Annotated in this window: 22 protein-coding genes; 18 read left to right on the forward strand and 4 right to left on the reverse strand. The window is 39.6% G+C overall.

Features of this window, described 5'->3' with window-relative positions; all coding sequences use genetic code 11:
- Positions 1–8: 8 nt before the first annotated feature.
- The 8 genes from QUF78_RS12295 (at position 9) to QUF78_RS12330 (ending at position 10353) form a co-directional block, all read left to right on the forward strand.
- On the forward strand, positions 9–866 hold the full coding sequence (locus tag QUF78_RS12295; protein ID WP_289324871.1) for a MurR/RpiR family transcriptional regulator: 858 nt from the start codon (positions 9–11) through the stop codon (positions 864–866).
- A 32-nt stretch (positions 867–898) separates the two neighbouring features.
- On the forward strand, positions 899–2266 hold the full coding sequence (locus QUF78_RS12300; RefSeq protein WP_289324872.1) for a PTS transporter subunit EIIC: 1368 nt from the start codon (positions 899–901) through the stop codon (positions 2264–2266).
- The gene (locus tag QUF78_RS12305; RefSeq protein WP_289324873.1) at positions 2263–3273 is read left to right on the forward strand and encodes a MupG family TIM beta-alpha barrel fold protein; all 1011 of its coding nucleotides are present in this window, start codon (positions 2263–2265) and stop codon (positions 3271–3273) included. Before QUF78_RS12300 ends, QUF78_RS12305 begins: the two co-directional genes overlap by 4 nt.
- Before the next feature lie 208 nt (positions 3274–3481).
- Positions 3482–5428: a glycoside hydrolase family 3 protein gene (locus QUF78_RS12310; protein WP_289324874.1), complete on the forward strand. Its 1947-nt coding sequence runs from the start codon at positions 3482–3484 to the stop codon at positions 5426–5428.
- A gap of 13 nt (positions 5429–5441) precedes the next feature.
- Positions 5442–6680: an exo-beta-N-acetylmuramidase NamZ family protein gene (locus QUF78_RS12315; protein ID WP_483313844.1), complete on the forward strand. Its 1239-nt coding sequence runs from the start codon at positions 5442–5444 to the stop codon at positions 6678–6680.
- A 192-nt stretch (positions 6681–6872) separates the two neighbouring features.
- Positions 6873–8348: an N-acetylglucosamine-specific PTS transporter subunit IIBC gene (gene nagE, locus QUF78_RS12320; RefSeq protein WP_289324875.1), complete on the forward strand. Its 1476-nt coding sequence runs from the start codon at positions 6873–6875 to the stop codon at positions 8346–8348.
- 471 nt (positions 8349–8819) lie between these two features.
- Positions 8820–9251: a DUF1801 domain-containing protein gene (locus tag QUF78_RS12325; protein ID WP_289316601.1), complete on the forward strand. Its 432-nt coding sequence runs from the start codon at positions 8820–8822 to the stop codon at positions 9249–9251.
- Between the two features lie 58 nt (positions 9252–9309).
- Positions 9310–10353, forward strand: coding sequence for an oxidoreductase (locus QUF78_RS12330; RefSeq protein WP_289324876.1), 1044 nt, complete (start codon positions 9310–9312; stop codon positions 10351–10353).
- A 544-nt stretch (positions 10354–10897) separates the two neighbouring features.
- Here QUF78_RS12330 and QUF78_RS12335 read toward each other — a convergent pair.
- Complete coding sequence (locus tag QUF78_RS12335; RefSeq protein ID WP_289324877.1) at positions 10898–12085, reverse strand: MFS transporter; 1188 nt, start codon at positions 12083–12085, stop codon at positions 10898–10900.
- A gap of 139 nt (positions 12086–12224) precedes the next feature.
- On the opposite strand from QUF78_RS12335, the gene QUF78_RS12340 reads away from it, so the two are divergent.
- On the forward strand, positions 12225–12656 hold the full coding sequence (locus tag QUF78_RS12340; protein ID WP_289324878.1) for a MarR family winged helix-turn-helix transcriptional regulator: 432 nt from the start codon (positions 12225–12227) through the stop codon (positions 12654–12656).
- Between the two features lie 809 nt (positions 12657–13465).
- A complete protein-coding gene (locus QUF78_RS12345; protein ID WP_289324879.1) occupies positions 13466–13819 on the forward strand; it encodes a GNAT family N-acetyltransferase in 354 nt (117 codons plus the stop codon).
- A gap of 343 nt (positions 13820–14162) precedes the next feature.
- Here QUF78_RS12345 and QUF78_RS12350 read toward each other — a convergent pair whose 3' ends face one another.
- Complete coding sequence (locus tag QUF78_RS12350; RefSeq protein ID WP_289324880.1) at positions 14163–14669, reverse strand: hypothetical protein; 507 nt, start codon at positions 14667–14669, stop codon at positions 14163–14165.
- 800 nt (positions 14670–15469) lie between these two features.
- On the opposite strand from QUF78_RS12350, the gene QUF78_RS12355 reads away from it, so the two are divergent.
- From QUF78_RS12355 to QUF78_RS12380, 6 genes are read left to right on the forward strand one after another with little or no spacing between them, the layout of a single operon-like run.
- Positions 15470–16573, forward strand: a complete 1104-nt coding sequence (locus tag QUF78_RS12355) for an amidohydrolase/deacetylase family metallohydrolase (RefSeq protein WP_289324881.1) — start codon at positions 15470–15472, stop codon at positions 16571–16573.
- Complete coding sequence (locus QUF78_RS12360; RefSeq protein WP_289324882.1) at positions 16551–17660, forward strand: DgaE family pyridoxal phosphate-dependent ammonia lyase; 1110 nt, start codon at positions 16551–16553, stop codon at positions 17658–17660. The genes QUF78_RS12355 and QUF78_RS12360 overlap by 23 nt, the downstream gene beginning before the upstream one ends.
- Complete coding sequence (gene dagF, locus QUF78_RS12365; RefSeq protein ID WP_289324883.1) at positions 17657–18412, forward strand: 2-dehydro-3-deoxy-phosphogluconate aldolase; 756 nt, start codon at positions 17657–17659, stop codon at positions 18410–18412. Before QUF78_RS12360 ends, dagF begins: the two co-directional genes overlap by 4 nt.
- Positions 18405–19418 carry a sugar kinase gene (locus tag QUF78_RS12370; protein WP_289324884.1) on the forward strand — a complete coding sequence of 338 codons (1014 nt, stop codon included), beginning with the start codon at positions 18405–18407 and terminating at the stop codon, positions 19416–19418. Before dagF ends, QUF78_RS12370 begins: the two co-directional genes overlap by 8 nt.
- 17 nt (positions 19419–19435) lie before the next feature.
- Positions 19436–20158 (forward strand): GntR family transcriptional regulator, encoded by a 723-nt coding sequence (locus QUF78_RS12375; RefSeq protein WP_289324885.1) that lies wholly within the window; start codon positions 19436–19438, stop codon positions 20156–20158.
- Between the two features lie 56 nt (positions 20159–20214).
- Positions 20215–21540 (forward strand): GntT/GntP/DsdX family permease, encoded by a 1326-nt coding sequence (locus QUF78_RS12380; RefSeq protein WP_289316590.1) that lies wholly within the window; start codon positions 20215–20217, stop codon positions 21538–21540.
- A 185-nt stretch (positions 21541–21725) separates the two neighbouring features.
- Here QUF78_RS12380 and yppF read toward each other — a convergent pair whose 3' ends face one another.
- Complete coding sequence (gene yppF / locus QUF78_RS12385; protein ID WP_081112928.1) at positions 21726–21908, reverse strand: YppF family protein; 183 nt, start codon at positions 21906–21908, stop codon at positions 21726–21728.
- Positions 21909–22223: 315 nt separating this feature from the next.
- On the reverse strand, positions 22224–23513 hold the full coding sequence (locus tag QUF78_RS12390) for an MFS transporter (protein WP_289324886.1): 1290 nt from the start codon (positions 23511–23513) through the stop codon (positions 22224–22226).
- Positions 23514–24259: 746 nt separating this feature from the next.
- Between QUF78_RS12390 and QUF78_RS12395 the strand changes: the two genes are divergently transcribed.
- Positions 24260–24412, forward strand: a complete 153-nt coding sequence (locus QUF78_RS12395; RefSeq protein WP_289324887.1) for a hypothetical protein — start codon at positions 24260–24262, stop codon at positions 24410–24412.
- Positions 24391–24714, forward strand: a complete 324-nt coding sequence (locus QUF78_RS12400) for an alpha/beta fold hydrolase (RefSeq protein ID WP_289324888.1) — start codon at positions 24391–24393, stop codon at positions 24712–24714. The genes QUF78_RS12395 and QUF78_RS12400 overlap by 22 nt, the downstream gene beginning before the upstream one ends.
- Positions 24715–24861: the final 147 nt, after the last annotated feature.

Consider the following 24861-nt stretch of genomic DNA (forward strand, 5'->3'; position numbering starts at 1 on the left):
GGGAAACAATGGCTACAGGAGGATTATCCATCATACAGACGATGTTGAGCAAGCTGCCGCAATCAGAACAAAAACTAGCAGAATATATTCTACAGAATCCTCATGAAGTTGTGAACAGCACTGTACAGGAATTGAGTACGTCTGCCCAAACCAGCGGGGCTGCTGTTATTAGGTTGTGTAAATCGCTTGGAATAAAGGGGTTTCAAGATCTGAAAATAAGGATAGCTGGAGATTTGATGAAGACTGTAGAACAGGGTTACCGGGATATCGAGCCTTCCGAATCACTGTATCGGATTGTTGAGAAAACGACGAGTAATTCGATTCAGACCATTCGGGACACATCTGAAATAATCGATCATGATAATCTCAAACAGGCTATAACGCTGATGCTGAACGCTAAAACCGTCCACTTTTGCGGAGTGGGTGCTTCGAATATAGTTGCTGCAGATGCTCAGCAAAAATTACTTCGCATCAATAAAGGGGCAACTGCTTTTACAGATATGCATTTAGTTGCAACCCTGATTGCAAATGCAGATGAAAATGACATCGTTTTTGCCATTTCATTCTCAGGGGAAACACCTGAAGTTGTCAATATACTGAAGCTTGCTAAAGAACGTGGGGTCAAGACGATCGGGCTTACTCATTTTGGCCAAACAACGGTGTCTTCTTTATGTGATGCGACACTGTATACATCCTTTTCGAATGAAGCACCGTTTCGAAGTGCAGCAACATCCTCACGATTGGCGCAGTTATATATGATTGACATTTTGTTTTTGGGGATGGCTTCAGAGCAATATGAAGAAACTGTCCAATATATTGATAACACCAGGTCCGCAATCAAATCGATGACGGATCGATATAAATGAATATTACGAGATTTGACAAAGGGGGTTTTTGAATGGGTAAGGGGGATAAGTACGCCAGTTTAGCAGAAGAGATATTGGGGAAATTAGGTGGGGCATCGAATGTTGCTGATGCTGCACATTGTATGACCAGACTAAGGGTAATGCCAATCGATCGTTCAAAAGTAAACATGGATGATATAAAAAACACGGACGGCGTTCTTGGCGTCATTGAAGAAGAAACGATCCAAATCGTCCTGGGACCAGGCGTGGTGAACAAGGTTCATACAGAATTTGAAAAGCTTCTGGAGTCTTCCGGCGGTTTGGACTTAAAAGAAGTGGCCTCGAAGAACAAATCCGAGAATGATAGGAAAAACGCCAAACCTTTTAAACTTTTTTTACGCAGGATTGCAAGCATTTTCATCCCCTTAATTCCCGCGTTAGTGGCATCAGGTTTGATTACCGGTATTACAAAAGCGATCGTTCAAGCGGGCTGGCTTGCAGCAGAGTCGCAATTAGCCATCATTTTAACCGTTATCGGGTCAGGGCTCTTTGCCTATTTGGGAATTTTGGTTGGGACCAATGCGGCAAAGGAATACGGCGGATCACCTGCACTTGGTGCAGTAGCGGGTATCTTGGTCATCAATCCGGCAGTCGGCGACATTTCATTGTTCGGTGAAAATTTACTTCCTGGCCGCGGTGGGTTGATAGGAGTCCTTTTTGCTGCTATCTTCATAGCCTTGGTGGAAAAACAGGTCAGGAAATTCATTCCGCAATCACTGGATATCATTTTGACGCCAACCATCGCTTTACTCATTACCGGGATTGTCACTTACATTGTTTTTATGCCGGTAGGAGGGTTTTTATCGGATGCCATTACGACAGGGTTATTGAATATATTGGATATCGGCGGTGTTGTAGCAGGATTCGTGCTTGGTGCGGCATTCCTACCTCTCGTCATTACTGGTTTACATCAAGGTTTAACGCCAGTTCATCTAGAATTGATCAATTCGATTGGAGATGATCCACTGCTACCCATTTTGGCAATGGGAGGTGCAGGGCAAGTAGGAGCGGCATTTGCCATCTATATGAAAACGAAGAAAGCTAGTTTAAAGAGAGCAATCGGCGGGGGTCTTCCTTCAGGGATGCTTGGTATCGGCGAACCGCTTATATTTGGAGTGACGCTGCCACTGGGCCGGCCTTTCTTAACCGCCTGTTTAGGTGCAGGAGTAGGTGGGGCATTCCAAGCTCATTTCGGAATAGCAACGTCGTCAATCGGTGTTTCTGGACTGCCGCTTACCTTTTTAGTGCATCCAAACCAAATCGGTCTGTTCCTCGTAGGGTTGTTTATTTCCTATATAGCAGGATTTGTTTTTACGTATTTGTTTGGATTTAAAGATGAAATGGCAGTAGAATTCAAGTGATTGGAATCTCTTTTTATTTACAGGATCCACATGCAGAAGCACAAATTATCCATGCCGCCAACCTAGGAGTGAAGAGGGCATTTACCTCGCTTCATATTCCTGAAGAAAAGGGTGACCTCGTAAAGAGGATGATCAAGCTTTTAAAGCTTTCAGAGTCCTATGGAATGGAAATCCATGCAGATGTATCATTAAACACGCTTAATCATTTGGGGATTAGCAAACTTGAGGATTTATGGCCATTAGGGATTAAAGGTATTCGCCTTGATGAAGGGTTTGATCAAGAAGCGGTTACATCTTTATCTAAGGTGTTTTCCCTCTCACTGAATGCAAGTACGTGGAATGAAGATGAACTTCTAGCCGTGCTTGGGAGCGGGGTGGAACCGGAAAGTTTGATAGCCTGGCACAACTTTTATCCAAGGCGTGAAACGGGACTTGAGGAAGAATTCTTTCATGTGCAAAATCGTATGTTCAAGAAATACGGCATATCGATTTTTGCTTTCATCCCGGGTGCTGGGAGTAAACGCGGCCCACTGCATGAGGGCCTTCCAACGCTTGAAAAACACAGGTTGATGAATCCATATGCTGCCGGTGTTGAGCTGTTTCAGCAAGTGGAGGGAGTTTTCGTTGGAGATCAAGGAACGGAGAATAATTTGCTTGAGAATCTAATTACCTATAAAAGTCTAAATATTCTATCTATTAGAGTGAAATCCCGACTCTTGCAAAGCGGTCAGTTTAAATTGAGGCCAGATGTTTCTCAAGATGTTTTCCGGCTGCAAAATACCCGAGTCACAGGAAATGTTGAACCGAGTAATACTGTTGCACGCACCCTTGGATCCATAACGATGGACAATGATGGATACGGTCGATATCGGGGAGAGGTTCAAATTTGCAGGAGAGACCTGGAGGCAAGTCATCGGGTCAATGTGATAGGGCGAATTATAGAAGAAGATATTCCCTTGCTGTCCCTTCTAAAGCCTGGTCAAACGATAAAACTTATAATTGAGTGACCAATTGGGCTCTGAAAATCAATTATACAGGGATAAATGGATATATTCATGAAGGCTTGTTAAAAGAAGGCGGCTGATGGGGTTCCGGATGCTGCCTTGATTTTCTTTTTAGGACCTAAATAGCTCATTTCCAATCTCATCCTTTCAGGGTTATGGATATGGAATTGTTACTAACAGAACTAAAAAGTATACAAGGGAGGAAGCCTAAATGATAAAAAGGATATGTGCCCCTGCTGGAATCGCATTATTCTTGGTTTTATCCAGTCTGGGAGGGAATGCGACAGCAAAGGGATCAGAGAATGAGAATGAAAAATTAGTATCGGAAATTCAAGAAATCGTAGAAAACATGACAATCGATGAAAAAGTCGGTCAAATGCTCATGCCGGATTTTCGCAATTGGCAAAAACAAGGAGAAGCTAAGGCTACAGGGTTTACTGAAATGAACTCAGAAGTTGCAAGCATCATCAAAAAATATCATCTGGGCGGTGTGATTCTGTTTGCTGAAAATGTAGTCGATACCGAACAAACTGTTCGGCTCACGGATGGTTTGCAAATGGCAAGCCCAGACCTTCCGCTGTTCATTACGATTGATCAGGAAGGAGGAATCGTAACTCGCCTTCAAACTGGAACGAACCTTCCTGGTAATATGGCGCTTGGTGCAGCCAGAAATGGAAATTACGCTTATCAAACTGGAGAAATCATTGGAAAGGAACTTTCGTCACTTGGCATAAATGTCAATTTTGGGCCGTCTGTCGATGTCAATAATAATCCCGGAAATCCAGTTATTGGCGTTCGTTCCTTCAGTTCTGATCCAGAACTTGTATCAAAGCTTGGCATTCAGACGATAAAAGGATTGCAAAACCAGAACATGATAGCAACGACCAAGCATTTTCCTGGTCATGGAGATACAGCAGTCGATAGTCATTATGGACTCCCACTTGTCTCTCATGATAAAGAGCGTTTGCGTTCCATAGAGTTGGTTCCTTTCCAAAAGGCCATCGATGCTGGAGTGGATATGATGATGACTGCACATGTTCAATTTCCTGCATTCGATGACACTACGTATATCAGTAAAAATGACGGACAAGAAATTATGGTTCCTGCAACGTTGTCACATAAGGTCATAACCGGTCTTTTACGTGAAGAAATGGGTTTTGACGGTGTTGTGGTCACAGATGCTTTGAATATGAAAGCCATTGCGGACAACTTCGGACAGGAAGAAGCTGTTGTCCTTGCCCTGAAATCGGGTGTTGATATTGCGTTAATGCCTGCACAAGTAAATTCGCTACAAATGGAAAAGAATATAACCTCTGTATTCCATGCAGTGAAGGCAGCAGTGGAAAGCGGCGAACTACCTCTAAGTCAAGTCAATCAATCCGTAACAAGGATACTTGAACTGAAAGTGAAAAGAGGGATATTAAACCCTGATAATACTCCGATCGATAAAAAAATCGAAACCGCGCTTCAAGTGGTCGGGAATGAAGATCATTTAAAAAAAGAAAGGAAAATCGCGGAAGATGCCATCACTCTATTGAAAAATGAAGATAGAACATTGCCTTTCAAACCTAAGAAAAATGATAAAGTTTTAGTTCTTGCCCCTTTTGATGATCAAGTTGAATCCATGTCAAGGAGCATCCTAGAATTAGCTGATAAAAAGAAAATAAAGAAAGTCCAAATAACGGGTATGAGTTTTTCAGGAAAGTCATTTACAGTTGAAGTGGCTAAACTAATCGATGAATCGGATTTTGTCTTAACCGGTTCCTATGTTGTCAAAAACGATCCGGCTGTAAATGATGGAGTGATCGATGATAGCATTCAAGATTCGTCGAAGTGGGCAACAGCCTTCCCAAGAGCGATCATGAACCATGCTAATAAGAAGGATAAAGAATTTGTTTTAATGAGTTTAAGAAACCCGTATGATGTTGCAAACTTTGAAGAAGCGAAAGCGGTTCTTGCTGTTTACGGGTTCAAAGGTTATTCGAATGGGCGTTATAGACAGCCGAATATCCCGGCAGGCATCTCGACCATTTTTGGAGAATCAAAACCTAAAGGCACGTTGCCGGTCGATATACCATCAGTGACTAAGCCCTCTGAAAGGATTTATAAATTTGGATATGGATTAGATATTAAATCAGGAAGATCCATTAAAAAATAGGGAGGGAAGCAATTTGAAAAGAATGATTATCTTATTTACCATTTGCATGCTTTCTTTCGGCATCGTTTCCTCAAAAAGTGTAACCGCTGTTAAAGAGAAGAAAAAACAAAAAGTCAATCCCGGTATTGAAGTCCTTTTAAAAGAAGAAAAGGACGTGTTAAGCGGAAAGAAAGTCGGTTTGATCACGAATCCAACTGGCATCGATTCTAAATTAACCAGCATCGTAGATCTACTTCATGATGATCCGGATATTAATTTGACAGCGTTATTCGGTCCTGAACATGGAGTGCGAGGAGATGCGCAAGCAGGTGCAAGCGTTGAATATTATATTGATGAAAAAACAGGGTTGCCCGTTTATAGCTTATATGGCAAAACGAAAAAACCGACGCCCGAAATGTTAAAAGATGTTGAGGTCCTTGTCTTTGATATCCAGGATGTCGGAACACGCTATTACACGTATATCTACACGATGGCTTATGCAATGGAAGCAGCCAAAGAAAATGATATCCCCTTCATCGTGCTGGACCGGCCGAACCCACAAGGCGGGGAGTCGGTAGATGGACCGGTGCTTGAACCTGAATTCTCATCGTTTGTTGGTTTGTACCCAATACCGCTTAAGCATGGGATGACTGTTGGGGAACTCTCGACTTTGTTCAATAAGGAATTTAAAATTGGTGCAGATCTAAAGGTCATCAAGATGAAAGGCTGGAAGCGAGATATGGATTATGACGATACTGGGCTTCCTTTTGTCTTGCCGTCACCGAATATGCCGACAGTCTCCACTACATTCGTATATCCGGCTACAGGCTTGATCGAGGGAACGAATGTCTCGGAAGGCAGAGGAACGACTAAACCATTCGAGTTGATTGGTGCTCCTTATATAAACGGTGATGAGCTTGCTGGGAAATTAAATGCTCTTCGTTTACCTGGTGTAAAATTCAGGGCAGCCTCTTTTACACCTATGTTTTCAAAGCATGCAGGTAAACTTAGCCACGGAGTGGAAATTTATATAACGGATAGAGAGGAATTCAAGGCTGTCCCTACTGGACTTCACATCATCAAGACCATTCAGGACCTATATCCTGGTGATTTCGAATTCCTTGCAGCCAACAATTTCAATTTATTGATTGGAAATGGCTGGGTAAGGTCCAGAATTGAAGAAGGTTCTTCAGTAAATGAAATTATAAAAGAATATCAAGAAAAGCAGGATGCTTTTAAAAAGGTTCGCAAAAATTACTTACTCTATAAATAAGTGGAGAAAAAGGAAAAGTCCATTTGGACTTTTCTTTTTTTTATGAACATTAGAAGGAGGAGTAAATCGCTAAGACTTTTTTCCTGAATATAGTCAATTTATTAATGAAATGAAGTTCTAAAATGGAAGGAACCGTTGTCTAATAGAATATGGGGTTTGCCCTAAATCAGTAATTGTCAGGAGGAAAGCGGAATGAAAAAATATCTTCAAAAAATTGGACGTTCCTTGATGCTGCCAGTAGCCGTATTACCGGCAGCCGCCATTTTAATGGGGATCGGTTATTGGATAGACCCAGCAGGATGGGGAGCGGAAAGTCCGTTAGCGGCTTTCTTAATCAAAGCAGGGTCTTCCATCATTGACAATATGGCTATCTTGTTTGCTGTTGGAGTGGCGTTGGGGATGTCGAAAGGAAAAGATGGAGCCGCCGCTTTGAGCGGGCTGGTAGCCTATCTAGTCGTAACTACATTGCTTTCCACGGATTCGGTAGCGATGCTGCAGGGAACTGATGTAAAAGATGTAAACCCAGCATTTGAGAAAATAGAAAATGCATTTGTCGGAATCCTCTCGGGTCTAATAGCGGCAGCTATGTTTAATCGGTTCAGTAAGGTCGAACTGCCGGATGCATTCGCTTTCTTTAGCGGTAAACGCCTTGTCCCGATCCTTACTGCGGTTGCCATGTTACTGGTTTCTCTTATATTATTCTTCGTTTGGCCACTCATCTATTCCTGGTTAGTAATATTTGGGGAAGGAATAAGTGAATTAGGTGCTGCTGGAGCAGGACTCTATGGATTCTTCAATCGGCTTTTGATACCAACAGGTTTACATCATGCGTTAAACTCCGTATTCTGGTTTGATGTAATAGGTCTTAACGATATTGGTAAATTCTGGGCTGGAACAGGAATAAAAGGAACCACGGGTATGTATCAAGCCGGATTCTTTCCCGTCATGATGTTCGGTTTACCGGCTGCGGCTCTTGCCATGTACCATACAGCAAAATCACGGAAGAAAAAACAAGTGGCTTCATTAATGCTTGCAGCCGGTTTCGCTTCATTTTTCACAGGCGTCACTGAACCGTTGGAATTTGCTTTCATGTTTGTTGCACCAGCCCTTTTTGTTGTGCATGCCTTATTAACAGGAATATCGTTAGCTATTGCTGCGACATTCCAATGGACAGCAGGGTTCGGTTTTAGTGCAGGATTCATTGACTTTGTTTTAAGTTCAAGATTGCCAATGGCAAATGAACCTTATATGCTACTTCTTCAAGGACTTGCTTTTGCTGTCATCTACTATTTCTTATTCCGATTCTTGATAACAAGGTTCAATTTAATGACTCCCGGCAGAGAAGATGATACAGAAGATGAGCTTGATGGTGAAGGAGTGATTGCGGAGGCGGACAACAGTCAAGGCGGGAATAATGAGAGTAAATTCTTTAGGATGGCTTCTGTTATTTATGAGGGATTAGGCGGAGACGCCAACGTAACATCTGTAGATAACTGCGTTACCCGATTAAGGGTTGAGGTGGAGAATATGGGAGCTGTCGATCAGAATAAAATCAAATCAACAGGGGTTGCTGGAATCAATATCGTGGGTCCCCAAAGCATTCAAGTCATCGTAGGGACACAGGTACAATTCATAGCAGATGAAATTGAAAAGATCCGACGGCATTAGGTCGGGATAAACTGCATATTGGCTTCCAATTCGCCCTTTAATGCAACTGTTTGTTTAATGTAAATGGGATGGATACACTAACTCTACGATCAGTTTTAAGTTTCCTTATCATTCTGATCGTAGAGATATTTATGATAACGTACTGTTTCATAGGTACCAATCAATTGATGTGAATCAAATCAATTCCTAATCTTAGATATATCTTATTAATCTCTGCTTTTAAATTAGAATAAAACGAATCAATGTTCTATAATATAAGGGTATTGAATAAAGGATTTGCAATGAAGTTTGGAGAATTACTAAATGAAGCTCGTCCGCATTCATTTGAATAGTAAGGATTTCATCGATAATGTAGGCTGTAGCTGTATACATAAAGACAACCTTAAAGAACACGATCGAATAGGGTACTTCGTTTTGAGCAAAGGATATCTTTGAATTTTTCTACCTTTTAGTATAGGAGAGGTTCCGATCATGTATAAACAAAAAACCAAAGAAACTGACAGTAGTGTCATTGAGTTCATTGAGAACGTCGATAATCCTAAAAAGCGTGAAGATGCATATCAATTATTGGATGTTTTTGCCAAGACGACAGGTTATGAGGCAAAGATGTGGGGACCGAGCATCATTGGATTCGGTATCTATCATTATAAATATGAATCTGGTCACGAAGGCGATGCCCCTCTGGTTGGCTTTTCACCCCGAAAAGCAAAAATCAGTTTATATTTTTCTCCGGGTGACAAAAAAAGGGAAGAATTGTTACAGGCATTTGGAAAACACACTTCTGGAAAAGGGTGTGTGTACATCAATAAAGTGGCAGATATCGAAATTGATGTTTTGAAAGAATTGATTAATCAGTCTGTCAAGTTTTTGAGAGAAAAGTATCCAAACAATGAAGTGAAATAAAGCGGTTGATCAATTTAATATTTGTTTCAGAGAACAAGAAAGCGAGAGGGAACCGAAAATGAGAAAAATTAAAGTGGGTTTAGTTGGATATGGATTATCGGGCGCTACATTTCACGCGCCTTTACTAAGTGTTTTAGGGCAATTTCAAATAGTGAAAGTTGTCAGCTCCCAAAAGGAAAAAGTCCTAAAAGATTTGAAGGATGTGGAAGTGGTAGGCAGCTTGGAGGAAATTCTTGAAGACTCGTCAATCGATTTGGCCGTTATTACGACACCGAGTGGTTTACATTATGAAATGGCCAAGCAAAGCTTGTTAGCCGGGAAGCATGTCATCCTTGAAAAGCCGATGGTAGTTGAAGCCTGGGAGGCAGAGGAGCTCATTAAGATTGCAGAGGAAAAGAATCTGCTCTTAAGTGTTTATCATAACAGGAGATGGGATAATGACTTTTTGACGGTGAAAAAACTTATGGATGATGGAGTGCTTGGGGAAATCAATACATACCAAGTCCATTATGATCGGTTCAGGCCAATGGTCAGGGATAGATGGAGGGAAAAACCAGGCCCGGGGTCAGGTATCCTATTTGATCTAGGTTCACATCTCATCGATCAAGCCTTGCATTTGTTTGGGGTGCCGCAGTTCGTTTGGGCAGATGTATTTTCGCAAAAAGAAAATGCAGAAACTGATGATTATTTCCATGTGATATTAGGATATGAAAAGCTGAGAGTTATATTGCATTCAGGTTCAATCGTCCCGACTAATGGACCTCGTTTTCAGGTTCATGGAAGTAAAGGATCATTTATAAAGTCCGGTAATGATTGCCAAGAGGCCGACCTAAGTGATGGTAAAAAACCGATTGATGACTCTTGGGGTGCAGATGCTCCTGAATTTTATGGTAAGCTGGTTACGGTTGAAGGAGAAAATGAGACACATGAAACCATTGAAACACTGCATGGTTCTTATTTAACGTATTACCAGGCAGTTGCCGATAGTATATTGAGCGGAAAAAAAGCTCCAGTCACTGCCGAAGAGGGACTAGCCGTCATTAAAATCATTGATGCGGCTTTTGAAAGCAGTAAATTGAGGAAAGCCGTTTATATTAAATGAAATTAATTTTCCCCTTATAACAATTTGAAGAACTATAAGCGGCGTTAACCTCTTTCAAGAGGAAAAAGGCCGCTTTTTATTATCGACAAATGTATGATTTCCTGGTTTATTAGGGAAATCATTAACTTAAGGAACATATGAAGCATTTACTCGTGAATTTGGAGCAAATACTCGTGAAATTCGTACATTTACTCGTGAATTCGAAGCAAATACTCGTGAATTCGAACGTTACGCAAGATTTCGAGCTGTAAATGCATAAGTTTGGCCCCAATATTAGAGGGTAGCAATACTCGTGAATTTAAGCCAAATACTCGTGAATTCGAACGTTACGCAAGATTTCGAGCTGTAAATGCATAAGTTTGGAGAAAAAATTAGAGAGTTGGAAGCATTACTCGTGAATTCGAACGTATTACTCGTGATTAAACTGAATGAAGGATCACGAGTACAAGAGGAAAGGATATAAAAATCCTAATGAAAAACCCCGAATAGCGCTGCTACTCGGGGTTTTCATCATGCTATAAAACTTGAAATGCCTTTTTGAGTTCTAGGTTAATGCCTTTGCATGAAGAGATCGCTTTTGCCAAGCCATGGTAATCATCAAAGTAATGATTAAGAGGAAAAGGCCCAACATGAACGGATAGGTGATGTGGATATCATACATCATTCCGGCAAGTGTGGGTCCAAGCACATTTCCGATGCTCATATACGCATTATTCATACCCATTGCAAATCCCTGCTCATTCCCTGCCATTTTGGAAATCAGTGTGTTAAGAACTGGCCGTAAAATGGAAGTGGAAAGGAAGATAATAAGTGAGATTAAAAAGAAAATCAGGTAACTTGAAGCAAAAAGTGATAGAAGGAAACCTATGGCTGCAACACTGATAAAGATATTCAGCACATTCACTTCCCCAAAACGCCGTACAATCCGGTCGACGACAAACAATTGTACGATTACACTGACGATACCTGTTGCAGTAACCATGACAGCGATGTCCTTAGGACTTGAGTTGAATTGATTATCAAGATAAAGACCAATTACAGACTCATATGCCATTAATCCAAAGCTCATTACAAGAGTAATGATAAGTGGAATGAAATAGGGCATTTTCACGGATAAGGCAATCTTCCGAACCATTGTTTCAGTTTCTGCATCCATGGATTGAGTAACCTGTGCCGTTTCGCTTTCTTTTAATACAAAAATCGAAAATACCACTGCTGATAGGGATACCAGTGCAGAAATTAAAAAGGGAAACTTCAGGCCAAAGTCAGCTAAAAACCCTCCAATTCCTGGACCGACTACAATTCCTAGGGACATAGCGGCAGATACTAAACTATTGCCTTTAGCGCGTTGATCAAATGTGGTGATGTCAGCAACATAAGCAAATATTGCGGGTATAAGCAAAGCAGCTCCAATCCCACCGATGATACGCGACGCATACAATAACCAAATGGAATTGACTGCATAAAAAATAAACATGGATAATGTCAAACCGACCAATCCATAAATAATCATTTTTCTGCGCCCGAATTGGTCAGTCCATTTTCCGGCAATTGGCGAAAAGATAAGTTGTGCACCTGCGAAAATGGCGATCATTAGGCCAGCGGCGGTTCCGCCTTGATTAATGGAGGCCAGGTATGCTGGTAAAATGGGAATGATGATACCGAAACTTCCTATTGCTATAAACATATTGATCATGAGGATTATGATCTTTTTACGTTGCTCTGCTGACATGGACAGCCTCTCTCTCTCTCTTTAAAAATCAATAACCATTTTAGTTCGCATGGTTAATTTTTTGATACGTTAATTATGTTATAGTTTTAGATAGATAGTTGTCAATAAGAAAGGATTGTCAAACATGCATTCAAGTGAATTGTATAATTTACATATAGAGATTAAAGAACTAAGCAGCCTCTCACAGGAAATGGTGGAACCGTTATTGGTTAAATACGATTTAACTTCTGTACAGTACCGTGCATTGCAATTAATAGTCTTAAATGAATCCATAGCTGTTAAAAATGTTTCGAATCATTTGAAGATTAAACCTGCAGCAGGAACTGCGCTAATTGACCGGCTTGAACGGAAGGATTTGATCGAAAGGGTACACAGCAAGGATGATCGGCGGGTCGTTTTTATCCAATCAACCGAAAGTGGAAAGGAAACCTACCATTCCATCAATAAGTGTTTTGCCAAAATCTTTCGTGATTTTTATAGCGTCTTAAATGAAGAGGAAACGGAAAGGCTTAAACAAATCGTTGGGAAACTGACAGAACATGTGTCGTCACGTATAGATAATAAAATATAGTCTTCTTGGAGGGGTTCCCTTATATATAGAAAGAAAAAGCACTATATTGATTTTCACTCTGGCCATTTTTATTAATTAGAGCAATGAATTCCACTATAACTTCATTGCTTTTAGGTGATTAATTATCAGAATGATTAATGATAAATGTTCCTAAACTTTTTTTCATTGTGTTCATAAAATGCCCAACGATGTAATCTGTTCACCACATACACATTCCCCGTAGTCTAATTTCAGCAAATTCAATGATTCTTAAAAATGATGTCAGAAATCCATTAAAGAAGATATGATGATGGGAAATTGAATATGTATCAAAAGATTAAGAATTTTTTTTTAATGTGAAATGCAAATGGTTCATACTAATGACGGAACTTGTAAAATGATACACTCAAACAAACTGGTGTGTAGTTCTATAAGAAGATAAAAAGGTCGATTCCTTATCGTGAGGAAATCGAACTTTTTAGGTTGGAATTCTCTTAGCGGATAAACTTTCCGAAAAGGAATTTTAGGGATTAGTTGGTATATTTCCTTTGAAATGGCACGATTCCTGCATATTATTTTTGCATATATATCTAACAATTATTTATGGGGGAGGAAAAGAATAGGAAACTGATGGAAGAACAATTATTGAAAACATTTATTTGAGTACCTTATCATGTTCGATGTAATTTAGGTTTAATTTCTCAACTTTGGATACCTATAGCCCCTTGGTTATAAAACATATTGGCTAGGTTTATATGTCAGAAAATTAATCCCGATTTATATGGGCAAGGTAATGCAATTAAACTTAAAAAAGTTAGGAGATTATTAGTATGAAAATACCAGTGGAAAATATAGTAGAGTTAACTGTAGAACATCAATTCTTACAGGCTTACCCTATATTGAGTCAGTTACGAACTGATTTGACCCTAAAGGAATATCTACAATTATTAAATGATATGCGTAAGGAGGGTAAACAGCTATTTGCTTTATATCATGATACAAGCATCGTAGCTTTAGCGGGTATTAGCTGGCGTGAAGATTTATATAATGAACGCTATGTGTTTGTACAAGATTTGGTTACTGATGTAAATCATCGTCCTAGTGGCCTTGGATATAGTCTGCTTAGTTATATACATAATTGGGCAAAAGAAAATGGTGCTGAATATATTTCATTGGAATCGTGAATTCGGCGCGTTTTTTAGGAGGCTAGTACCTATTAGGTGCAGCCTTTTTTTCGTAAAAAATAAGTTAAAGGGATCCAAATGAAAAATGAAATGAGTCAGGAAGAATACTATGCACCTATTCAAAGGGGGAGGTGCCCTGCTGGAATTAATGATTGGAATTATCCTATGAATAAATGCATAAATTGCCAATATGCGCATAATTTTGACTGAACCTTTATTTAATTGTACTGAATTACATAATAAATTTACTGATTTATTTTTTTGTAATACTTTATATATTTAAATTTTAAGAGCAATTACTTAGGTAGGCTTATATCAGTCTGTATACTGGCAGGTAGATTAATCAACGAGGGCTTCTAAATGAAAGATTCGATTTAGTGTAATAAATATAAGTTATTTTAGATAAACTTGGTTTTTTACCACTAGCATAGACTGATACGTGGTAAGCGTGTTTTCCGGAATGATATGCTGCAATTAAACTATTTGGACTGCCAGCGAGTGCGGATGCCAGTGCAGTAGCTACTCCTGCTGGTGCTGTTGGACCACTTGCAAACACAAGAGTACTTACGATGCTTAACCATGTTGTTCCCTTTTGATAAGCCTTTACCATCTTTCCTAATTGGGCATTTGTTAGTTTAGCTTGATGAGCAATAGGTTTGCTCATTTCAATAATGCTTGCAGTTGGTTGTATTTGTATAAAATCTTCACTAATTAAATTGACTTCTACGATTGGATTTACTGCTGTTGATGAAGGTGTTAATTCAATTTTCTCTTCTGTGAATGCATTAGGAACATTAGAGACCACCAATAAACTTGTTATTAGTATTGAAAAAAAGGACTTTTTCTTCATTTAATAACACTCTCTTTGTATTTTTTTGAATATTGGATATAATTTGATACTATATAACTATATAAGGGAGGTCAAGATAAATATGGAAATAAAGGAAAGGAAATATAAATCAGTGAAAATTGTACTTATCTCTACTTGTATAGGTTTAATAATAAGGATGTTTTCAGTAATTATAGCTGATCAAAAAGTATTTTCTATTTACAACATAGACATATTAATTTTAATTATAGCCATAATTGGATTAATCATATTTTTGAATAAAAAGAAAAAAATAAGATAAAATTAATAATGTATTTAGAATAAAATGTTGCAATGCTCTCTATATCCTAAAGTATCTAGAGGTTATCTTTATTTTTTATGATATATAGTACGGTAACCGACTGGAATGCTATTTTTGTATTCCCATAGGACCTATGATTTTTTGAAATTTAGAATTTTGGAACATCTGTTACATCAATTGTCTTTTTGTATAAATCCGTGAAAAAATAAAAGGCGGGAAGAAAAACAGATTGTTTTTCTTCCCGCCTTTTATTTCATTGGACAGTCCCCAAATTGTTTAAAAGATCCCCAAACTAGATCACAATATAAGGGAGAAATTAACAATTATGGCGAAAGAAAATAATGAATGATTTATGTATTCTGTAAATTCAAACCAAACATTATAACGTTATATTGATTAGTTCGGTAAAATATGATAATCTATTTTTGTAAAGAGAAATGAAATGAATTCTCACACAATTCAGTGTAACCGTATACAAAGTCCTTGCAATCGATAGGATGTACCGAAAAGGATGAGGGAAATGACAGATACGTTAGTTCTGAAGAATGTAAAGATGATAGAGGGATATGCAGCTGATATCATACTGGAAAATGGGATGATTAAAGAAATCGCACTTCCCGGAACTGCAACAGGAGATAAGGTAATAGATTATGATCAAAAAGTATTTGTTTCCAGCGGATGGATCGATATGCATGTACATGCTTTCCCGGAATTCGATCCTTATGGTGATGATGTTGATGAGATTGGATACAAAACTGGTGTAACAACGGTCATTGATGCGGGAAGCACGGGGGCAGATAGGATATCTGATTTGGTTAGCAGTTGTGAAAATTCCAAAACGAATGTTTTCGCCTTTCTGAATATTTCGCGGATTGGATTGAAAAGGATTGATGAGTTATCGGATATTTCATGGCTGGACGAAGGGGAGATCGGGAAGGCAATTTCCAAGTACGGGGATTTTGTCGTTGGACTAAAAGCGAGAATAAGTAAAAGTGTGGTTGGTCCAAATGGTATCGAACCATTGAAAATCGCTAGGAAGTTCTCGGTTGAAACTGATTTACCTTTAATGGTTCATATCGGTTCAGGGCCGCCTGATATTAAGGAAGTCCTTGATTTACTTGAGGAAAAGGACATTATTACACATTTCTTAAATGGTAAAGCGAATAATTTATTTGATGAAAGAGAAGAGCCACTGCCTGAGTTCAGTAAGGCGATTGAACGTGGTGTTCATTTGGATGTAGGTCATGGAACGGCAAGCTTTTCTTTTAAAACGGCAGAAACGGCGAAAAAGCGGGGAATCCGCTTCAATACGATCAGTACGGATATCTATCGGAAAAACAGAGAGAATGGCCCAGTTTTTAATATGGCACATGTGCTTACAAAATTTTTGTATCTTGGCTATCCATTAAAAGAAGTAATAGATGCCGTTACGGTCAATGCAGCATCATGGTTGCATAAACCAGAGTTAGGCAGGATTTCTGCTGGGGATATTGCGAACTTAACTTTATTCTCAATTGAGGAAGAGCGGACGCTTTTATTGGATTCCGATGGCGAAAAAAGAATGGCAGAAAAAAGAGTTGTCGTAAAAGGAGTGGTTATAAATGGAGAGTACAATGAATGCTAAATACGGTTTGAAAAGAGTCATCAATGCAAGCGGAAGAATGAGCATATTGGGGGTTTCTGCCCCAACGGATACAGTGATGGACGCGATGAAAAAAGGTGGACAAAATTATGTTGAAATTTCTGATTTAGTCGATAAGTCAGGCCAGCATATAGCGAATTTGCTTCAGTCTGAAGCAGCTGTCGTCGTAAACTCGGCATCAAGTGGAATTGCCCTTTCAGTAGCGGCGATCGTTACTGGAGGAAACAGAAGAAAAAGCGAAAGGCTTCATCAAGAACCGATTAAAAAGAATGAAATCATCATGCTGAAAGGCCATAACGTTCAGTATGGTGCACCGGTTGAAACCATGATTTACCTGGGTGGCGGAAAATTGGTTGAAGTGGGGTATGCAAACGAAGGGAAAGCGGAACATATTGCGGATGCCATTAATGAAAATACTTCCGCCATTTTATACGTGAAATCACATCATACTGTTCAGAAAAATATGATATCTGTCGAAGAAGCATGGGAAGTGGCCAAAACGAATAATATCCCTCTGATTGTCGATGCAGCAGCGGAGGAAGACTTGGAGAAATATGTACAATTTGCCGACTTGGCGATTTATAGTGGATCAAAAGCCATTGAAGGACCGACATCCGGTATCGTAGCTGGCAGAAAAAAATATATCGAATGGTTAAAGGTTCAATTGCACTGTATCGGAAGGAGCATGAAGGTCGGTAAAGAAACTACCTTTGGGCTGCTTCAGGCATTGGATGAGTATTTTGTCAAAATGGATAATAGTGAAAAAGAAAAAGCTAGTTTACAAGTTCTCGCTTCACTTGACTCCATTGATGGTGTAAAAGTAACGATTGTTCAGGATGAAGCCGGTCGTGCCATATATAGGGCACGTATTTCCATTGATCCTTTGATTACGGAAACAACGGCGAAGGAAGTGAACGAGCAGCTCAGAAATGGGGATATAGCCATTTATACACGTGATTATGGGATACGGCAAGGCTTTTTCGATATAGATCCACGTCCATTGCAAGGTGATGATATAAACGTCATTGAAGCTCAATTAAGAACCATTTTAGGAGGAAAACAAGGATGACAAACATAAACAAACGGTTATTGAATGATCGTGTAGCCTTAAATGTACTAGCAAACAGTGTAGAAAATGCAGTGGAAGTCTTTGAAGCAGCGGAAGGCCATGTATTGGTTGGTGTACTCTCAAAGGATTATCCAACTGTGGAAGCTGGTGTTACAGCAATGAAAGAATACGGGGAAGCCATTGATGAGGCCGTTTCCATAGGATTGGGCGCGGGCGATAATAGACAGGCAGCAGTTGTCGCAGAAATTGCAAAATACTATCCAGGCAGTCATATTAATCAGGTTTTTCCGGCTGTAGGTGCTACAAGGGCTAATTTAGGTGAGAAGGATAGCTGGATAAATTCACTTGTTTCTCCAACGGGGAAAGTCGGTTATGTGAATATTTCGACTGGTCCTGTAAGTGCAGGTGCAAGTGAAACGGCCATTGTGCCTATCAAAGCTGCCATTGCGCTGGTTCGCGATATGGGAGGAAATGCATTGAAATACTTCCCGATGAAAGGCCTGAAGCATGAAGATGAGTATCGTGCTGTGGCAAAAGCTTGTGGTGAAGAGGGATTTGCTTTGGAACCAACAGGCGGAATCGATTTAAATAATTTCGAGACCATACTGGAAATTGCATTGGAAGCAAAAGTGCCTAAAGTCATTCCCCATGTCTATTCTTCCATCATCGATGAAGAAACTGGAAAAACGAATGGGGAGGATGTACGGAAATTATTAGCCATAACAAAACAATTGGTTGAAAAACATGCCTAAAAGGATTGTGGCATTCGGGGAAGTAATGATGCGTTTGCAGGTACCAGGGTATGAATTGCTATCACAGGCTAACACTCTGCAATACTCCTTTTCAGGCACGGGGGTAAATGTTGCTTCTGCTATGACCAAGCTTGGACATGATGGATATCTTGTTACAAAATTACCGGATAACCCCCTTGGGGATTCAGCGGTTTCGGCTTTGCAGCGCTTAGGAATTGGACGGAACTTCATCTCTAGAGGTGGAAAATACTTGGGGATGTATTTTTTGGAAAATGGTTTTGGACAGCGGGCGAGCCGTGTCACATACTCCAATCGATTGGAAAGCAGTTTTAATACAGCATACTCTTCCGATTATGATATGGATATGATTTCAGAAAAGGCGGATATCATCCATTTTTGCGGAATCACGCTTGCCATGGCGGAAAATGTACGGGAAAGTATGAAGGTGCTGGCTAGAAAAGTCAAAGAAAAAGGCGGTACAGTCTGTTTCGATTGCAATTACCGCCCCGCTTTATGGGAGGGTGGTTACGCGGACGCAAAGCCTCATTATGAAGAAATGCTTTCTTTGGCTGATATCGTCATGATGAATGAAAAAGACGCACTATATATTTTAGGAATGAAGTCAGAAGGCTCCACAAGGGAAGGGCAGCTTGTTGAGTTGATCCCAAAAGTAGCAGAGACATTCAATATTCAATCGATAGCGGGGACACATCGTTCGATCAACAGCGATAATACCCATACGTTGAGGGGATATATGTATAAGGAAGGAACATTTTACTTTTCCGATATCCTATCATTTTCCGTATATGATAGAATAGGTTCTGGAGATGCCTATACCAGCGGAATCTTACATGGTGAATTACTGGGATATTCCCCTGAAAAGACAGTTTGGTTTGCGGCTGTATCAGGAATGCTGGCATGTACTGTCGTTGGAGATACTCCTTTGGCAACCGAAAAGGAGATACTTTCGGCGATGGAAGGTAAAATGGAAGATATTAAGAGATAAAAGGCAGGAGATTAGGAATGAATGTGAACAGAAAAAATGGACCGATGTATTTACAAATAAAAGAAATATTGAAGGATCGTATTTTACATGGGGTTTATGCCATCGACACAAACATTCCCTCCGAGCCTCTATTGGAAGAAGAATTTAATGTAAGTAAGGTCACTGTCCGTAATGCAATCAAAGAACTCGTGCAAGAGGGGTATGTTGAAAAGAAAAGCGGCAAAGGCACCAGGGTCATAGCTAATGGATCTATTGTCAAACTTTCTAAAGGAAAGCGTTTTACAGAGCTTTTGGTGGAAGAAGGGCACTTCATTGTAAAAAAGGTGTTAAACATAAGTCATGTTGACCTTTCTTCGGACGCTAAGCTGCATTCTTTATTTGGTGACCAATGCACAAAAATCGAACGAATATATTTATTGGACAATGAACCTTATATTTACTTTACACATTATGTTTCACTTAATATAAATCAAGAAGAGATTAAAGAGGTCCAAATCAATTCTTTGTACCGCTTTTTGGAAGATCAAAACGTCAAACTTGAAACATTCAGAGATGAGTTTGCCGTTGCTATCGCTCCGGATCACATTTGCGAAACACTGAAAATCGAAAACAATAGTCCAGTATTGAAAAGGATTCGGATTTCCAGTGATGGGGACGGAAATGTTATGGAATACAGTGAAGGGTATTACAACACGGCTAAACAGAACTACATTGTGACATATAACGAGCCGGTACAATAATCCCATTTATTGTATTGGTTTGATTGTAAGCGATTTCTTAGGGATGGGGAGAACATATGGATCTATATTTATTAGGAATCACGCTGATAGCAATCGTAATTGTTATTTTGGGGGTATCATGGTGGAAATGGCATGCATTCATAAGCTTGACTGTAGCCAGTTTATTTTTAGCGGTTTTTTCCGGACTGCCAATGGACAAGATTGTAGGAGCTTATGAAACGGGTGTCGGAGCTGTCCTTGGTCACCTTATTGGAATATTGGCCTTAGGGACCATCTTAGGAAAGATGATGTCCGACTCAGGAGCTGGTATGCAGGTAGCCGACTTTTTCATTGATAAATTCGGCGTGAAGAACCTTCCATGGGCCATGCTTTTATCTGGTTTCATCATCGGTATTCCGGTATTTTTTGAAGTTGGTTTAGTCATATTGCTGCCTTTGGTCATTTCCATTCGAAAATCAACCAAAGTGAACATCTTGTTAATAGGTATTCCCGTGCTTGCTGGTTTATCGATCGTACATGGTCTGGTACCTCCGCATCCGGGAGCCATGACAGCTATTGGAATCTATAATGCAAACATGGGACACGTACTTCTGTACTCATTGATCATCGCATTCCCGACAGCTGTAATTGCCGGACCAATATTTGCAAAATGGCTTCATAAACGGGTCATTCCTGTTGGAGAACCGGAATTGATTCGGGTGGAAACAAAGTCAAGTGGATTACCGGGGACTGGAGTTTCGTTCTTCATCATCCTTTTGCCGGTTTTGTTGATGGTTTTAACTGTAGTGGCGCCTTATCTGTCGCTACCAGGTTCCATAGAAAAATTCCTATTGTTTATCGGAAGTCCAGTGATCGCCTTATTAATCTCCTGTTTTGCAGCTTACTATTTCTTGGGTTTCAGACAGGGCATGGACAAATCGCTACTTAAAAAGTTAACGGAAGAATGCTTATTGCCATTAGCTTCCATAATCCTTATTATCGGTGCAGGTGGAGGATTCAAGCAAATTTTAATTGATAGTGGCGTAGGGACTGCAATTGCTTCCATGTCTGAAGAAATATCATTATCACCCATCGTCCTTGCATTCCTTGTGGCCGGATTGATTCGGGTTGCCACAGGTTCTGCAACAGTCGCTTTGACCACGGCAGCAGGAATTGTATCACCGGTCGTTGCCAATATGACGGGTGTTAATCTAGAATTACTCGTTATTGCCACGGGCGCAGGCTCACTTATGTTTTCCCATGTTAATGACGCCGGTTTCTGGTTAGTAAAAGAATATATGGGATTAACCGTAAAAGAAACCTTCAAAACATGGACAGTCATGGAAACCTTGCTTTCTTTCGTGGCATTCGGTCTGGTTTTAATTTTGGATATATTCATATAGTCAACAAAGGATGCAATTGTTGAATAAGTAACTTTTACCTCCGTGATATGTCTTGGGGTGACATATCACGGAGGTTTATTTATTGAAAAGCTTTCTGGGAAGGGATCTCTTCTAAAGTAAATGAAAAGGATTGAATATAGTTGCCTTAGCTATGGAAGTGATTTGACTAGTGACAAGGGCAGTTTTCACCCAGAAGACGTTTGTTTTGCTCCTCGAAGATATAAGTCCTGACAGAGACTTCTATATTGAAAGATTGACAGCTTCCCGTTTACATATTCATTCTGAATATAATCCAGTAATTCATTGGCATGGTTAGGCTTTTGACGTTTTTCCTGAATATAATGGAGGATTAAAACTTCTATATTCACACACTCACCTTACTTGACAAGTATTTTTTTCCATTAACAATATAACATGGTAATACAAAAAATATCATTTTTTGAATATTTTAACTATCGACATATTTATACAAATAAAGGAATGATTAGGAATGAACGCTGGAAAAATTGACGAATTATTATCGGGAAATGCTAAAAAGAGCTATACCGCTGATATGAGCTCTTTCCAACTTTTATTGTGCCGGCTTGCATTTAGGTCCGCCCAAGAAAAAAACCCTTGAAATTCAAGGGTTGGAGATAGTCCATTAAACTAGTGTTCGTCTGATTTTACAAGGAACGTTCTCTTTAGACTTGTATCTTTTGAGCAGGCAAAGGTGATAAAAGCAGTTCTGCCGCTTCTCTCTTAATGGAGAATATATAAGCTGCCAAACCTAAGAGGGCTGCAAAAATCAGCATGGCGATCGATGAACTGAAATCCCCGCCAGACAAGTCACGAAGCCATCCCATGATATAGCTCGAAAAGCCGCCCATGATATTCGTGAATCCAATTAGACCAGCGGCCCGTCCTGCCGTTTCAGGTGTTGAGTATTTTACCATGAGCATATTACTTAGATGGAACACACCGCCTTGACATCCCATTGCCAGTCCCATACATAGCCCGGCCAAAATAGGATTGGGGATGAATACCGCTACAGTCAGAAAGACAGCCGTCAATGAAAATAGAATCGAGGCCATCAAACTTGGACGTCTGGTTTTGTCAGCCAGAAAACCGCATGCCAAGACAAATCCTAAAGCGAATAGCCAGGAAAGTGAAGTAATACTCGACATTCCTTCCTTTTCGAATCCTTTTGCTTCAATGAGGTAGGTAGGAAGCCAAATGCTGATTCCGAAAAATAAGAAGGAGCATACGAGCATGCCGAACCAAACAATCCAGAAACGATAATCTTGGGCGAAACTCTTATTCTCGGAGGCAGCTGTTTCTTTCACTTCATCATCCGTTTGGCGAATGAAAGCCAATTCCTCCTTACTTATACGGGGGTGCTCTTCTGGTGTATTCCGAGTCATAAAGATGAACATCGGGATATTTATAAATAAGTTGAATGCTGCAAGCATAAAGAAAGCTGCCTGCCAGTGGAGTAAAGATATCACGAGCACCAAGAAAATGGCTCCCATTGCCGGTCCTAAATAGTTTCCGGTAAGCCAAGATGCCTGGGCCCTCCCCAATTCCCGTTTATTAAACCAGTTAGAAATGAATTTTCCGGAAACCGGAATCATCATCCCTTCACCAAAACCAAGAATGATCCTGCTTATTAAAAACATTTCATATGAATTTGCCAGGCCTGACGTGATCATCGTGAGTGTCCAAACGAATAAACCGGCGATGGCTGTTTTACGTGCACCTAATTTATCAATGATGAAGCCCCAAAAAAGATTTGAAACTCCATAAGCAATGGTGAATACAAATGATAGAAGACCGATCTTTGCATTTTTGTCATCGCCTGTCATACCGAGTGCATGCAAGAATTCCGGATCTGTTTGAATGATGGAAATGCCAACTTTATCAATTTGTCCAAAAAACCAAAAGAAAAAAATTGGAACGGCAATATACAACCATCTTTTTTGCCCATTTAACATAATACCATCTCCTTATCGCTTTTTAACATGCCTTAAAACGCTTACATTTGAGAATAAGTGTTTTTCGGTTATCCCTTTAGAAAGGTACTAGTTTTGATTTTTCCCGCCTTTCTTTAAAATTTTGATAGATAAAAAGGAACAGAAGTGTTTTGCAAGGAAAACAAAGTTTTACTTTCTTAACGATAAATTAAAATAATTCGATTGTCAATTTAATATTTTGATAATTCTCCATTTTTAGAATAAATGATTCGATGGCCATTTTTAAATAACCCATTGGGATTCATGTTTAAAATCGACCTCCGTTGCCCACTATTTTACGTTGTGGGGGAAAACATACAAGCAAATGAGTGGAAAGGCACTTATATAGGATTTAAAAAGAGAAGTGTATTAGATTTGTGTCAAAAAAAGGAATTAATATTAAATTATTAAAAATTCCGACTTGTTTATATTGAATTTAAAATCAGGAAAATTTATAATTCATTTAGGTTGTTTTATATATGAAATACTTATTATGGAAAATCACATGATTTGGTAGAAAAATATTGATGTATTAAGATTCTTCATTTGTTCTTATTTGCATATTTAGATATATTTGGTGGATCGGGATGTCTTCGATAAGTCGTGTAATTCTATCGTTACGTCAATTAAGCTAGGCCCTTCAAATAGTTTTATAAATGTAATTATGCTTTAATTGACAAATAAACACTTAATATTCATGAAGAGTAAAGGATTGTGAGGTTGCAAGGATGCCAATTAGCCATTTAGAAGAAAGCTCGATTGCTCGATTCATTATCTGGAATCGGGTGAAGGAAAAGCGCTTGTTATCCTCCATGGTTTGGGAAACAATTCTTAATCATGGAGACAACAGCTCGGTCAGTTGGATGATGAATTTAGAGTAATTGCCTGGGACGCACCAGGGTACGGTGAAAGTTCTGCTGGATACCGGTCCGTTGCCTTCTCTTTATCAAATTTAAACCAAATGGACATCCTTTCTTCTATATCTATCCCGACAATGGTCATGTGTGGTGAACTGGATCAGGTCACACAGGTTAGTGAATCAAGAATTTTTCATGAATTGATTCCTAATTCCGAGTTTGCCATGGTACCGAATCCCGGCCATTTATGTTACCAGGAAGTTCCAGGGGTTTTCAATGAATATGTTACCGAGTTTTTACTGAGACAAAAGGCAGGCAAAGATTGAAGTAGCATGAAAAAATATTCACCAAAAGAAATTGCAGGAAGAGATGTACATATACTGCAAGTTCCTTCTAGGTAGTGAGATGAAGAAATCTTAACAATAGGGTACATAATTCGCAGAGAAATCAATAACAACGGGGGGAATACTCGA

The sequence above is a fragment of the Peribacillus sp. ACCC06369 genome (assembly GCF_030348945.1).
In the GTDB taxonomy this organism is placed as follows: domain Bacteria; phylum Bacillota; class Bacilli; order Bacillales; family DSM-1321; genus Peribacillus.

Excerpts from the sequence above, each read along its gene's own strand:
- dagF (WP_289324883.1), top strand. The coding sequence starts at position 17,657 with ATGACAAACATAAACAAACGGTTATTGAATGATCGTGTAGCCTTAAAT.
- QUF78_RS12395 (WP_289324887.1), top strand. The coding sequence starts at position 24,260 with ATGCCAATTAGCCATTTAGAAGAAAGCTCGATTGCTCGATTCATTATC.
- QUF78_RS12335 (WP_289324877.1), bottom strand. The coding sequence starts at position 12,085 with ATGTCAGCAGAGCAACGTAAAAAGATCATAATCCTCATGATCAATATG.
- QUF78_RS12350 (WP_289324880.1), bottom strand. The coding sequence starts at position 14,669 with ATGAAGAAAAAGTCCTTTTTTTCAATACTAATAACAAGTTTATTGGTG.
- QUF78_RS12360 (WP_289324882.1), top strand. The coding sequence starts at position 16,551 with ATGGAGAGTACAATGAATGCTAAATACGGTTTGAAAAGAGTCATCAAT.
- QUF78_RS12310 (WP_289324874.1), top strand. The coding sequence starts at position 3,482 with ATGATAAAAAGGATATGTGCCCCTGCTGGAATCGCATTATTCTTGGTT.
- nagE (WP_289324875.1), top strand. The coding sequence starts at position 6,873 with ATGAAAAAATATCTTCAAAAAATTGGACGTTCCTTGATGCTGCCAGTA.
- QUF78_RS12380 (WP_289316590.1), top strand. The coding sequence starts at position 20,215 with ATGGATCTATATTTATTAGGAATCACGCTGATAGCAATCGTAATTGTT.
- QUF78_RS12325 (WP_289316601.1), top strand. The coding sequence starts at position 8,820 with ATGTATAAACAAAAAACCAAAGAAACTGACAGTAGTGTCATTGAGTTC.
- QUF78_RS12330 (WP_289324876.1), top strand. The coding sequence starts at position 9,310 with ATGAGAAAAATTAAAGTGGGTTTAGTTGGATATGGATTATCGGGCGCT.
- QUF78_RS12295 (WP_289324871.1), top strand. The coding sequence starts at position 9 with ATGGCTACAGGAGGATTATCCATCATACAGACGATGTTGAGCAAGCTG.
- QUF78_RS12390 (WP_289324886.1), bottom strand. The coding sequence starts at position 23,513 with ATGTTAAATGGGCAAAAAAGATGGTTGTATATTGCCGTTCCAATTTTT.
- QUF78_RS12375 (WP_289324885.1), top strand. The coding sequence starts at position 19,436 with ATGAATGTGAACAGAAAAAATGGACCGATGTATTTACAAATAAAAGAA.
- QUF78_RS12345 (WP_289324879.1), top strand. The coding sequence starts at position 13,466 with ATGAAAATACCAGTGGAAAATATAGTAGAGTTAACTGTAGAACATCAA.
- QUF78_RS12355 (WP_289324881.1), top strand. The coding sequence starts at position 15,470 with ATGACAGATACGTTAGTTCTGAAGAATGTAAAGATGATAGAGGGATAT.
- QUF78_RS12300 (WP_289324872.1), top strand. The coding sequence starts at position 899 with ATGGGTAAGGGGGATAAGTACGCCAGTTTAGCAGAAGAGATATTGGGG.
- QUF78_RS12370 (WP_289324884.1), top strand. The coding sequence starts at position 18,405 with ATGCCTAAAAGGATTGTGGCATTCGGGGAAGTAATGATGCGTTTGCAG.